Below are 12387 nucleotides of genomic sequence, written 5' to 3' on the forward strand. Positions count from 1 at the left end.
TGCGGGGCCTGCCCTTATTCTTCTTGTAAGTCCTTGCCCACGAACCCGTGTCGCAGGGTTAAAATCTTCCCCATGCGTATCGGCCCCTGGACCCTTCCTAACCCTATTTTCATCGCCCCCATGGCTGGAGTCACAGACAGACCTTACCGTCGTCTGTGCAAGACGCTGGGCGCCGGTTATGCCGTCTCGGAAATGGCCGCCAGCAACAAGCGCTTGTGGGACAGCGTGAAAACGTCACGACGTCTGAATCACGAGGGTGAAGCGGATCCGGTGGCTGTACAGATTGCCGGTTCCGACCCTGAAATGATGGCCGAAGCCGCTGTGTTCAATATCGGCAAAGGCGCTCGCATCATTGATATCAATATGGGTTGTCCGGCCAAAAAAGTCTGTAACGTGGCCTCGGGTTCCGCCCTCTTGCGTGACGAGCCACGCATCATTGAAATCCTTGAACACGTTGTCAAGGCATGTACTCCCTACCAGGTTCCGGTTACACTCAAGACCCGCACCGGCTGGGATGCGCAATCGCGCAATGCTGTTCGTATTGCCCGCTTGGCCGAGGATATCGGCATCGCCGCTTTGACTCTGCATGGCCGCACCCGCTGCGACTTCTACCAGGGCCACGCCGAATACGACACCATACGCGAAGTCAAAAACAGCCTCTCTATTCCGGTCATCGCCAATGGGGATATCGATAGTCCCGAAAAGGCAAAATTCGTACTAGAGTACACCGGAGCGGATGCCGTCATGATCGGTCGAGCCGCGCAAGGACGACCCTGGATTTTCCGGGAAATCCTGCATTACCTCGAACATGGCGAACATCGTGCAGCCCCCACCTTCGGCGAACTGCGCGATTGCATGATCGAACACCTGCAAGACCATTACGCTTTCTATGGGCAGCACACTGGAGTACGTACTGCCCGCAAGCATATAGGCTGGTATTTGTCGGATATGCCGGACTCCCGACACTGGCTGGACCAGATTAATCGTATCGAAAACTGTGCAGATCAATTAGAAGCCATTACTCACTGGTTTCAAGAATGCGACCTGGACCAGCCCTACCTGCAATAACAGACAGCTGTGTGGCTCTTTTGTATTTAAGTACTACGTATACCTTCAGAAAAAAATGTCAACGACCAACCCACTAGAACAGTCCGTACGTGAACGCCTCGAACGCTACTTCGCCGATCTGGGCGAATCCGAGCCACGCGATCTGTTGTCGATGGTCATCTCCTGCGTGGAACGGCCTGTCCTGCAAGTTGCCCTGGAGAAATCCGCGGGCAACCAATCCAAGGCCGCAGAAATGCTGGGCATCACGCGTAGTACTTTGCGCAAGAAGCTCAGTGCCCACAATCTGCAACCCTGATTCCTAACTCTCACGTCTCACCTTCCATGAAAATCCAGACAGCTCTTCTCTCTGTCTCCGACAAAACCGGTATTGTCGAATTTGCCCAAGCACTCGCCCAACGCGGAGTGCGGCTTTTATCCACTGGTGGCACCGCCAAGCTGCTGGCCCAAGCTGGCCTGACAGTTACCGAAGTGGCCCAGCACACCGGTTCGCCAGAAATTCTGGATGGCCGTGTCAAAACACTGCATCCAAAAATTCACGGTGGCCTGCTGGCCCGTCGCGACAGCGCCGAACACTTGAAGACTCTGGAAGAGCACGGCATTGACCGTATCGATCTGCTGGTCGTCAACCTCTACCCTTTCCGTGAAACCGTTGCCAAGCCGGGTTGCACCTTTGCCGATGCGGTAGAGAACATTGATATTGGTGGCCCCGCCATGTTACGCGCTGCTGCCAAGAACCACGGCACGCCTGAAGGCGGCGCCTGTGTGGTGATTGACCCTGTCGATTACGAACGCGTACTGGCTGATATGGATGGCCCTGCTGGTCACCCTTCTTACGGCCTGCGTCTGGAACTGGCCGCCAAGGTTTACGCCCACACCGCCGCTTACGACGGTGCTATTGCGGCTTACCTCACCAGCCTGGCTCAGGCCGAGCCTGCCCAGGACAGCGCCCCCGAAGTGAACACCTGGCCCAATGTGCTGACCATTCAGCTCAAACAGGAACAGACTCTGCGCTACGGCGAGAATCCGCACCAAAGCGCGGCTTTCTACACAGACGGCACCATTGGCGAAGGTCTGCTGGGTCGCTACAAGCAGCTGCAGGGCAAGGAACTGTCCTACAACAATATTGCTGACGCCGATGCCGCGTGGGAATGTGTACGCAGCTTTGACGCGGGCGCTTGCGTCATCGTCAAGCACGCCAATCCTTGCGGTGTAGCTCTGGGCGAAACCGCCGAGGAATCCTATCGCAAAGCGTTCCAAACTGACCCAACGTCGGCCTTTGGCGGCATTATTGCCTTCAACCGTGAAGTGGACGAAGCCGCTGCCCAGGCGATCAGCAGCCAGTTTGTAGAAGTGCTGCTGGCACCTTCCTACACGCAAGGTGCTCTGGACGTGTTTGCCGCGAAAAAGAACGTGCGCGTGCTGAGCATTCAGCCCGGTCAGGCTCACAACGCTTTCGACGTGAAACGTGTCGGCGGCGGCTGGTTGGTGCAAACGCCCGACACCTTCCGCGACAACACCGAAGCCTTCAAGGTCGTGACACAAGTACAGCCCACCGCCCAGCAAATGCAAGACATGCTGTTTGCCTGGAACGTGGCCAAGTACGTGAAATCGAACGCCATCGTGTTCTGCGGTCAAGGCATGACCCTGGGTGTAGGCGCTGGCCAGATGAGCCGTGTGGACTCTGCCCGCATCGCCTCCATCAAGGCTGAAAACGCTGGCTTGACCCTGCAGGGTTCGGCGGTTGCGTCCGACGCTTTCTTCCCCTTCCGTGATGGTCTGGATGTAGTTGCCGAAGCAGGCGCCACCTGCGTGATTCAACCCGGCGGCAGCGTGCGTGATGACGAAGTCATTGCCGCCGCCAACGAGCGTGGTATTGCCATGGTCTTGACCGGCACACGCCACTTCCGTCACTAATATGCGAATCCTGGGCATAGACCCTGGCTTGCGTCGCACTGGTTTCGGAGTGATCGACGCCCAGGGGCCCAGCTTGCGCTATGTGGCCAGCGGGACCATCGTGGTCCCGCCTGATCTGCCTCTTGCAGAGCGGCTAAAGCTGATTCTGACTCACATCACCGAGGTGATTGAGCAAAGCAAGCCCGATACCTCTGCCATCGAAAAAGTCTTTGTAAACAGCAACCCTGCCTCTACCCTTTTGCTGGGGCAGGCACGGGGCGCCGCTTTGTGTGCGTTGGCCGTAGGCGGCCTGGATGTACATGAATACACAGCGTTGCAGATCAAGAAAACCGTCACCGGCAGCGGCCATGCTGCCAAAGAACAAATCCAGCTGATGGTCCAGCGGCTCTTGCAGCTGAACGGCCTGCCCGCACCGGACTCGGCCGACGCTCTGGCCTGCGCCATCAGTCATGCTCATCACAGCAGTGTGGTGGGCGGCCTGCAAAAAAGCGGAGCCATCACCACCGGGCCGCGCCGTCGCATTCGCGCTGGCCGGATCTTGGGTTAACTCTCCAGAAGGAATGTCATGATAGGTCGCATCCGGGGTACCTTGATCGAAAAACAGCCGCCTACCATCTGTGTGGATGTGGGGGGGGTCGGTTATGAAATCGATGTCCCCATGAGTACGCTCTACCAAATGCCAGAGCTGGGCGCACAGGTCAATCTGTTCACCCATCTGGCTATTCGTGAAGATGCTCACGTGCTGTTTGGCTTTTCCAGCCTGAACGAGCGCAGCACCTTCAAGGCACTGATCAAAGTCACGGGCATTGGTGCCCGCACCGCCCTGTCCTTGCTCTCGGGCATGAGTGCAGAAGAACTGGCCGATGCTATTACGCGCCAGGAAACGTCCCGTCTGGTCAAGATTCCCGGCATAGGCAAGAAAACAGCCGAGCGTCTTTTACTGGAACTGCGTGGCAAGCTGGGCGCAGACCTGGGCAGCAGCGGTACAGTCAGCGCCGTTCCCAATAGCCGTGATGATGTGCTGCACGCGTTGGAAGCATTGGGCTACTCCAACAAGGAAGCCAGTGTTGCTGTCAAAGCCTTGCCGGATGATATTGATGTGTCAGAAGGGATCAAACAGGCGTTGAAATCGCTGTCACGCGCTTGATACCAAGCTGCGATGTATAAGAAGCCGGGTCGCTCAGATGAACGACCCGGCTTTTTTCTGTTCGCGCAACCGCGCGGTGGCTGAGCTTCTTATTGATGCAATGATTTGCCGACTTACTGGTTTGCTCGTTTGCTCGTTTGCTCGTTTGCTCGTTTGCTCGTTTGCTCGTTTGCCAATCCAGTTTGACCTGCGCTTTGGAACATAGGCAAGATAAATGCCTATGTTTACGAACTACTCAATTCATCAAGCAAGCAGACGCCCCAAGGCGGATACATCCACATTCCCACCACTGATCAGTACGCCAACCTTGCGGCCTTGCAAATCACCCTGACGCATTACCGCCGCGGCACCCAAGCAACCTGTAGGCTCCACAACCATCTTCATGCGTTCTGCAAAGAAACGCATGGCCTGAACCAGCTCGGTATCAGGCACCGTCAAAATATCTGTAATCATGCTGCGAATCAGCTCAAACGTCATGGGTGCCAAAGCTTGGGTCAGCGCCCCATCAGCAATCGATGCAGGCGGAGCAATCTTGACGATCTCCCCACTACGCAGGGACTGCTGGGCATCATCCCCAGCCTGCGGCTCAACACCAAAGACTTCACAAGCCGGTGCCATAGCCTTGGCGGCCAGCAAGCAGCCCGACAGCAAGCCACCGCCCCCTAATGGAACATAGAACTGCTGCAAGTCCGGCACTTCCTGAAACAGCTCCAGTGCCGCCGTCCCCTGCCCCGCGATCACATCAGGATGCGCAAAGGGAGGAATCAAGGTCAGCCCTTCACGCTCGACCAGCTCTTGGGCAATTTGGGCACGATCTTGGGTCAAGCGATCGTACTCGATCACTTTGGCACCGTAGCCACGCGTTGCCGCCAATTTGGCAGCCGGAGCATCCGAATTCATGATGATGGTGGCCGGTATCCCCAAGAGCTTGGCCGACAGGGCCACAGCTTGCGCATGGTTGCCCGAGGAAAAAGCGACGACCCCTGCTTTTTTCTGCTGCTCGTTCAACTGCGCCAGCGCATTGAACCCACCGCGAAACTTGAAAGCACCAATACGCTGAAAGTTCTCGCACTTGAAGTAGACTTCGCCATTCAGGCGCTCGTTCAAGGTTGCGGAAGTCAAGACCGGTGTGCGGTGTGCCACAGGCGCCAAGCGTTCAGCGGCGGCTACAACATCAGCAAAATCAGGTAATTCCAGGGACATGGCTAAAATCTCGATTAAAAACTCCAACCCACATTATGCGCGATGCCATGCGAAGCAGCCTAGCGCTGGCCGGACAAATCCAGCCTGGCTGCTACGGATGACCGATTTGCCCACGCATTCCATGCACACTGCCATGTGCCCTGATACTCAGGCGGTGGGTGCTTGGTGTACCATACTGTATATTCAATCAGCGTAGTCATCATGGCCATACATTCCGATTCGCTCTCCAGCCTGCCTTCTGAACAGCGCATCATTACGCCCAAACCCTTGTCACCCAACGAAGAGTCCATCGAACGCGCCTTGCGACCCAAGATGCTGGAGGACTATGTCGGGCAAGCTCGGGCGCGCGAACAGCTGGAAATCTTTATTGCGGCTGCTCGCCAACGCCAGGAAGCGCTGGACCACGTCTTGCTGTTTGGCCCTCCCGGTTTGGGTAAAACCACGCTGGCCCACATCATTGCCCATGAAATGGGCGTGAACCTGCGCCAGACTTCCGGCCCCGTGCTGGAGCGCCCCGGTGATCTGGCCGCCTTGCTGACAAACCTGGAACCTAACGACGTCCTGTTTATTGACGAGATCCATCGCCTGTCTCCCGTCGTCGAAGAAATTCTGTATCCGGCACTGGAAGACTTTCAAATTGACATCCTGATTGGCGAAGGCCCGGCAGCACGCAGCGTCAAACTGGATTTGCAGCCCTTCACCCTGGTCGGTGCCACGACTCGTGCCGGCATGTTGACCAACCCCTTGCGTGACCGTTTTGGCATTGTGTCCCGTCTGGAGTTTTATGACGTCAAAGATCTGACGCATATCGTGGCGCGCAGTGCCGGGCTACTGAATGTCAGCACGACGGATGAAGGCACCTACGAAATTGCCCGCCGCTCGCGTGGCACCCCGCGTATTGCCAACCGACTTCTGCGCCGAGTACGCGATTACGCCGAAGTCAAAACCGGCGGCATCATCCATACCGAATGCGCACAGGCCGCCCTGTCCATGCTGGAAGTGGATCCACAAGGCCTGGATTTGATGGACAGAAAATTACTGGAGGCCATCGTGCATAAATTCGACGGTGGCCCGGTTGGGGTAGACAGCCTGGCGGCTGCCATTGGTGAAGAACGCGACACGATCGAAGATGTAATCGAACCCTATCTGATCCAGCATGGTTTTTTGCAACGCACCCCAAGAGGCCGCATTGCTACCCTGAACACCTGGCGTCACCTGGGGCTCACGCCGCCACGCAACACGCAGGGTCAGGATCTGTTCGACGCAGAATAAGCGCTTAGCCCCGGCGAGCCCAGGGGCGGAACACCAACAGCAAGGTAATCGCAATCGACACGGCGGCAGCCAGCAGCAAGGCTGTCAGCCAGTGTAAATGCGTGAAGGTCAACGCCAGCGTGGTGCAAAACCCCGCCAGACTGCCTGTTCCCCACAAGGCCGAACGCAACGTCGCGACCAAGCTGGCTGCCCCCAAGGTTTGGTGAATGGTCACGGCGACCACGGTATAGCCAATGGGGAAAGCCATGATCAGCCCCGACAAGCTCGGCCCCAGCAAAGAGCTGCTGGTGGTCACGATAGCAACCAGAAGTCCTGCCAAGGCCCCTCTGAATATCAGCAAGCCCCAACCCGCTTTTGCTTTGCTGGTCCCTTTCATGCCGGCCAGACGACGCGACACGCGCAAACTGAACGCAGTCACAGCAATAAACAGAGCCAGCCCCAACACAGGTTGCACAGGCATGAAGGACAAGAGCAAGGCGGCCACCGCCCAACCAGCGACCGCACACAATAAGGTGCGCCAAGGCGACAAGGTGGGAGCACAAAGAATGATGAGCAGCAAAAACAGCTGAGTCGCACTAAGCGAATACACGGCATAGGTTGCCGCCTGCTGCACATAATCGGCGGGGAACTGCTGGGACAGAAAATAGAAGCCGGGGCCCAACACCATGGGCAAACCCGCCAGAGCACCACCAATCAATGGGCCAAATGCGCCCACTGACCACGACACCAGAACAACAACCAAAGCGGTGGCGGCCATGCGGACTGCCAAAGCAGACCACGCCACATCAAGAAAAGCAGTTTCCACGACGGTATCTCGCGGTGAAACTAGGTATCCAGAGCAGCCTGACTCAGCGCTAGTAAAGACGCTGGAGCCAGGCGGCTTCTGTCATCCTTAGCTCACCGCACTCCAGTCCAGGGCTTGACCGGCAGCCAGAGGAATCAATGGCTCACCGGCCATCTCCACAGACTCGGGGATCGTGAACTGGCTGCGCTGCAAGGTCATTGTTCCTTCATTGACGGGCAGACCGTAGAAAGCAGGGCCATTCAAGCTGGCAAAGGCTTCCAGGCGATCCAGACGGCCAGCCTTGTCAAAAGCCGATGCGTACAGCTCCATCGCGTGCAGTGCGGTATAACAGCCCGCACAGCCACAACTTTGTTCTTTGCGGCTACGCGAGTGTGGTGCACTGTCTGTACCCAGGAAGAAACGATTACTGTCGCTGGTGGCAGCATCAACCAGCGCCTGGCGATGCTTCTCGCGCTTCAAGACAGGCAAACAGTACCAGTGTGGCTGCAAACCGCCTTGGAACAAAGCATTACGGTTATAGAGCAAGTGATGGGCGGTGATGGTTGCGGCAACCGGGCCTTCCGCCTGGCTCACATAGGCAGCGCCCTCTGCCGTGGTCAGGTGCTCAAACACCACTTTCAGTTCGGGGAAGGCCTTGCGCATGGGGATCATCACACGCTCGATGAATACGGCTTCCCGGTCGAACAAGTCGATGCTGGGGTCTGTGACCTCTCCGTGCATCAGCAAAGGCATACCCGATTCCTGCATCTGGGCCAGCACCTTGGAACAGTTCTTCAACAAATCTGTCACGCCCGCGTCGGAGTTGGTGGTGGCACCGGCAGGATACAGCTTGACGCCATGCACAACTCCGCTTTCCTTGGCGCGGACAATTTCCTCTGGCTGAGTATTGTCGGTCAGGTACAAGGTCATCAAAGGCTCAAACTTGCCAACGTACTCAGTTTTGGCCAAAGCGGTCAGGATACGCTCGCGGTAGGCCAAAGCCTGTGCCGTTGCGGTAACGGGCGGCGTCAGGTTGGGCATGACGATAGCCCGGTCAAATTGTGCCGCGGTATGGCCCAAGACCGATTCCAACACAGCGCCATCGCGCAGGTGCAAATGCCAATCATCAGGACGACGAATGACCAGGGTATCCACAGTAGGGCTCATATCTTTACTCAATATCAAACAAAGGCCCGTGCTTTGAACCGTCAATAAAGCAACAGGTGCCACAATTGCCTTTCAGCAGGCCGAATCCATCATTATGCTACAGCTACCTGTGCTGCGCATGATTGGCACAGGAATCCCGAACCCAAATCCATAGTGCGTTGCAGCAGCCTGTAAACACTGGAAAATCTGCTTACAGACCCGCAAAGCTCTTGCTCACAAAGGACTTGGACGTATCGGGAGTATCACGGTATGCTGACAGACAAGTCGTGCCCTAGCGCATAACCCGCCCCTTCAACTCGTTTCTCAGGAGTTCCGTTCATGGCCAGCACTGAAAAAAAGCCTGCTACCCGCAAACCCAATGCAGCCTTCATGAAACCACTCACTCCTAGCCCAACACTGGCTGCGGTGATTGGCTCTGGCGCGCTGCCGCGTACTGAAGTTACGAAGAAAATCTGGGAATACATCAAGAAACACGATCTCCAGGATCCCAAGAACCGTCGCAACATCAATGCCGACGCCAAGCTGCGCCCCTTGTTCGGCAAGGACCAGGTCTCCATGTTTGAACTGACCAAGCTGGTCAGCGCTCACCTGAAATAAGCACGGGGTGCCCAGGCACCTCTGGCAATATCGGGCCGCGCCGCTGAGCTTTCAGCCGCGGCCCTTTTTTCATTTGGCGGCATCAAGTCCGCTGCTTTCTCGTCTTCATGTCGATTTCAGTCTCTACCCCACCCGCTCAACCCCCACGCGCCTTGTGCTGGCTACGCCGTGATCTACGTTTGCACGATCATGCTGCCTTGCACCATGCCTTGAAAAGTGGTTTGCCTGTAGCCTGTGTGTTTGTCTTTGACAGCACCATCCTGCAATCCTTACCCGCCAATGATGTCCGACTGGCTTTTATCTACGACAGCCTGCTACAGGTTCAGGAGCAGCTGCGTCAAAATGGCAGTGATCTGATCACGGTTTATGGGGACCCTGTACAGAAAATTCCAGAATTGGCGATCAGCCTGAATGCAAAAACCGTCTATACAAACGAGGACTACGAGCCTGCGGCCATCACGCGGGATCGGGCTGTCAGCCATGCTCTATCCTCACAAGGCATGGAACTGCAGCTATTCAAGGACCAGGTGATCTTTGCGCAGGATGAAATCCTGACCCAACAGAAGCAGCCCTACACGGTTTTTACGCCCTACAAGCGCAATTGGCTGGCGCGTATCCAATCTGAACATGTGCAAGCATATGACTGCTCGCAAGGCCAATGGGCCGCGCTGCCCGAGCAAGCCTTGCCTGGCTTGGAGCAATTGGGCTTTCAAGACGAGTCTCGCGCAAAACTGCTGAACCCCGCCGGTTGGCAAGGCGCCCAAACCTTGCTGGAAGAATTCGAACCCAGAATCCACGCTTACCAGGAGCGCCGAGACTTTCCCGCCAAACGAGGGGTATCCTATCTGGCCCCCCATCTACGCTTTGGAACCCTCTCGATCCGCCAGGCGGTATCTTTAGCTTGGCCCAGCGACTCCGAGGGCGCAGCAACATGGCTGAGCGAATTGATCTGGCGAGAGTTCTATCAGCAGTTCCTGTGGCACCACCCTGAAACGGCCTCAGAGAGCTTCAAGCCCGCCTACAAGGATCTGCCCTTCCCTAATCGCGAAGACTGGTTCCAGGCCTGGAAAGAAGGCCAGACCGGCTACCCGATTGTGGATGCCGCCATGCGTCAATTGAACCAGTCAGGCTATATGCACAACCGGCTCCGTATGATCAGCGCTTCCTTTCTGGTGAAAGACTTGCTGATAGACTGGCGTTGGGGTGAACAATATTTCGCTCAGAAGCTGCTTGATTACGATATGGCTTCCAATGTGGGAGGCTGGCAATGGGCCGCTTCTACCGGATGTGATGCGCAGCCTTACTTTCGCATCTTTAATCCCATCACCCAATCGCGTAAATTTGATCCAGAGGGGCAATTCATACGACGCTATGCCCCTGAGCTGGCGTCCCTGGACAAGCAGGCCGTGCATGCCCCCTGGCAGGCCAAGCAGCTTCCTATCGAATTCAGGCTGGGACAGGATTACCCGGCCCCCATCGTGGATCACGGCACACAACGGCATCTTGCTTTGGCGCTATTCAAGCAAGCAGGAGAGCAAGAGCAAACGGATTGAAATACCTTAAGGATATTTATGTCAGACAGCTCCCGACCACCACCTCCAGCCAGTACCCCGGTATTACTGCAAAATCTGCAAACCGCTCATCCTCAAGCACAAGTGGCTATCCTTGATTTCGGCTCCGATCACGCCGAAATAAGCATGGCTCATAAAGGCGTCCCTGTTCATACCGAGCACTTCCCGGAACTTAGTGGGGTCCAGCTCTTGGCAAGCTGTTTTGCAGACTCCAGCTCGCGCGCAGCGCAGTTGGAACATGCTATCGAGGTCGTGGAAGACGCGATCATGCCAGCCAGCCTGGATCTGCGTCAGTTCATGGTGTTTGCCGCTGGGGAGTTTGCTGAAGAGCTTGGCCTCTGGCTCACAGAAGCCCAAGGCAGCGAGCAGCACACTCTTAATCGGGACATGATTGACGACCTGTTCACCCTGTATGCAGCAGCCAGCCAAGGAGCGGTCAGCCTGAAAATGATCAACGCGGGCTCTTTGGAAAATATCCATCAGCTGGTCAATAATCAAAACCTGGGTATTTACCTCTTGCTGCTGCGTGAGTGCCTGCATCATATGCATGTCGAACAGATTCACCTGCTGGCCCCTTAAAGTCTTCCTCAACAGGGATAAGCGAAACGCACCGACCAAGGGCCTGAACCGGGGTGTATAGCCAAGCAGATGCTGGCCAAATCTGAGCAAGCCCAAGCAAAGCAACATCAAATAAAAAAAGGTGCTCATCTGAGCACCTTTTAAATATTTCTTTCTGGGCTACGCCAGAACACTACTGAAATGGGATCGCGTTAGTAGTCGTGGCCCAGAGCCTGACCACCTGCCAAAGCCAACCAGCCTTTAATCAGACGGTGGATGATCCATACCATGGCTACCAGAGCGGTTACCCAACCAATAAAGATGGTCGTCAGCAAAGCGCTCAACACCACCCACAACAGTCCCCACCAGAAAGTCTTGATGACCCAATCCAGATGGCTGGCATAAATAGTGCCCGATGCATCACCGCGTTTGACGTAAGCCAGAATCACAGCTGCTACAGCTGCAGCACCGAAGATACCTGCACTGATCATAGCCAAAGAAAACAAGCCATAGCAGATGTGCGTAATCTTGCGCAGCGACAAGCCTGGTTCAAGCTCGGGGCTAATGGGCTGATTCATTCGGTTCTCCTGAAACAAGCATTAACAATAACTATACCGAACTATTTTACCCATACTTTGAGCATTAACCGTATGACAGTGGCAGAGCTACCACCATCCAGGCAGAAGAAGCGGCGTGTGAAACGCCGCTTCTATGATCCAGTCACGTTCTATGCAGTTACTGAAGCAATAAACGTTATGCGCGCCGGTCATAGAGCAGGCACCGCGCATGCCGATTAGCGTCACTACCCATGGCAATCAGCAGCATAAAAAAAGCAGCAGCAGCAGCAGCAGCAGCAGCAGCAGCAGCAGCAGAAGAAGAAGAAGAAGAAGAAGAAGAGGTGGTCTGTCGCCGCGTCTCAACAACAAACCGTCAGTACAGCAAGAGTAGAACGACCGACCAGCCTACAGGTAAGCAGCGACGGATTGAACGTCAATCCTAGGGTGCAGGGACAGAATGTCATGACCAACCTACTAGGCTTAGGCCAATCGGCGTCGGTAAGAACACGGAATATAAACAGCCCGGAACGGGCCAGGAGGGGTGGCGGT

General features: G+C 55.9%; 14 protein-coding genes. 10 read left to right on the plus strand and 4 right to left on the minus strand.

Translation table 11 applies throughout. The annotated features are described in order from the left end of the window. The first annotated feature begins 72 nt into the window (after positions 1 to 72). From dusB to ruvA, 5 genes are read left to right on the plus strand one after another with little or no spacing between them, the layout of a single operon-like run. Positions 73 to 1068 carry a tRNA dihydrouridine synthase DusB gene (dusB, locus tag OSH04_RS19280; protein WP_035271912.1) on the plus strand — a complete coding sequence of 332 codons (996 nt, stop codon included), beginning with the start codon at positions 73 to 75 and terminating at the stop codon, positions 1066 to 1068. Positions 1069 to 1123: 55 nt separating this feature from the next. Further along, positions 1124 to 1363, plus strand: coding sequence for a helix-turn-helix domain-containing protein (locus OSH04_RS19285; RefSeq protein ID WP_003803089.1), 240 nt, complete (start codon positions 1124 to 1126; stop codon positions 1361 to 1363). A 26-nt stretch (positions 1364 to 1389) separates the two neighbouring features. Continuing rightward, positions 1390 to 2982 carry a bifunctional phosphoribosylaminoimidazolecarboxamide formyltransferase/IMP cyclohydrolase gene (gene purH / locus OSH04_RS19290; protein WP_088450735.1) on the plus strand — a complete coding sequence of 531 codons (1593 nt, stop codon included), beginning with the start codon at positions 1390 to 1392 and terminating at the stop codon, positions 2980 to 2982. 1 nt (position 2983) lies between these two features. After that, positions 2984 to 3529, plus strand: a complete 546-nt coding sequence (gene ruvC, locus OSH04_RS19295) for a crossover junction endodeoxyribonuclease RuvC (RefSeq protein ID WP_003803085.1) — start codon at positions 2984 to 2986, stop codon at positions 3527 to 3529. A gap of 18 nt (positions 3530 to 3547) precedes the next feature. After that, positions 3548 to 4129: a Holliday junction branch migration protein RuvA gene (gene ruvA, locus OSH04_RS19300; protein ID WP_083053148.1), complete on the plus strand. Its 582-nt coding sequence runs from the start codon at positions 3548 to 3550 to the stop codon at positions 4127 to 4129. Between the two features lie 243 nt (positions 4130 to 4372). On the opposite strand, the gene OSH04_RS19305 is transcribed toward ruvA, so the two are convergent. Further along, entirely contained in the window at positions 4373 to 5332 is a 960-nt protein-coding gene (locus tag OSH04_RS19305) for a threo-3-hydroxy-L-aspartate ammonia-lyase (RefSeq protein WP_083053147.1), read from the minus strand. A 201-nt stretch (positions 5333 to 5533) separates the two neighbouring features. Here OSH04_RS19305 and ruvB point away from each other — a divergent pair, with 201 nt between their 5' ends. After that, complete coding sequence (gene ruvB, locus OSH04_RS19310) at positions 5534 to 6604, plus strand: Holliday junction branch migration DNA helicase RuvB (RefSeq protein WP_003803078.1); 1071 nt, start codon at positions 5534 to 5536, stop codon at positions 6602 to 6604. 4 nt (positions 6605 to 6608) lie between these two features. Here the strand turns inward: ruvB and OSH04_RS19315 are convergent, their stop codons facing one another. Together OSH04_RS19315 and pyrC are read right to left on the minus strand one after the other, a co-directional pair. Next, positions 6609 to 7409 carry a hypothetical protein gene (locus OSH04_RS19315; RefSeq protein ID WP_083053146.1) on the minus strand — a complete coding sequence of 267 codons (801 nt, stop codon included), beginning with the start codon at positions 7407 to 7409 and terminating at the stop codon, positions 6609 to 6611. 87 nt (positions 7410 to 7496) lie between these two features. After that, a complete protein-coding gene (pyrC, locus tag OSH04_RS19320) occupies positions 7497 to 8555 on the minus strand; it encodes a dihydroorotase (protein WP_266109088.1) in 1059 nt (352 codons plus the stop codon). Between the two features lie 318 nt (positions 8556 to 8873). On the opposite strand from pyrC, the gene OSH04_RS19325 reads away from it, so the two are divergent. From OSH04_RS19325 to OSH04_RS19335, 3 genes are all read left to right on the plus strand, one after another. Next, entirely contained in the window at positions 8874 to 9152 is a 279-nt protein-coding gene (locus tag OSH04_RS19325; RefSeq protein WP_009459783.1) for an SWIB/MDM2 domain-containing protein, read from the plus strand. Positions 9153 to 9259: 107 nt separating this feature from the next. Beyond that, positions 9260 to 10705: a cryptochrome/photolyase family protein gene (locus OSH04_RS19330; protein ID WP_266109089.1), complete on the plus strand. Its 1446-nt coding sequence runs from the start codon at positions 9260 to 9262 to the stop codon at positions 10703 to 10705. Between the two features lie 18 nt (positions 10706 to 10723). After that, the gene (locus OSH04_RS19335; protein ID WP_266109090.1) at positions 10724 to 11302 is read left to right on the plus strand and encodes a hypothetical protein; all 579 of its coding nucleotides are present in this window, start codon (positions 10724 to 10726) and stop codon (positions 11300 to 11302) included. A gap of 191 nt (positions 11303 to 11493) precedes the next feature. Here OSH04_RS19335 and OSH04_RS19340 read toward each other — a convergent pair whose 3' ends face one another. Continuing rightward, positions 11494 to 11859, minus strand: a complete 366-nt coding sequence (locus OSH04_RS19340) for a DUF4870 family protein (protein ID WP_009459779.1) — start codon at positions 11857 to 11859, stop codon at positions 11494 to 11496. Positions 11860 to 12089: 230 nt separating this feature from the next. Between OSH04_RS19340 and OSH04_RS19345 the strand changes: the two genes are divergently transcribed. After that, on the plus strand, positions 12090 to 12281 hold the full coding sequence (locus tag OSH04_RS19345; RefSeq protein WP_266109091.1) for a hypothetical protein: 192 nt from the start codon (positions 12090 to 12092) through the stop codon (positions 12279 to 12281). The last annotated feature ends 106 nt before the right edge of the window (positions 12282 to 12387 follow it).

The organism is Alcaligenes nematophilus, assembly GCF_026344155.1.
In the GTDB taxonomy this organism is placed as follows: domain Bacteria; phylum Pseudomonadota; class Gammaproteobacteria; order Burkholderiales; family Burkholderiaceae_B; genus Alcaligenes; species Alcaligenes phenolicus.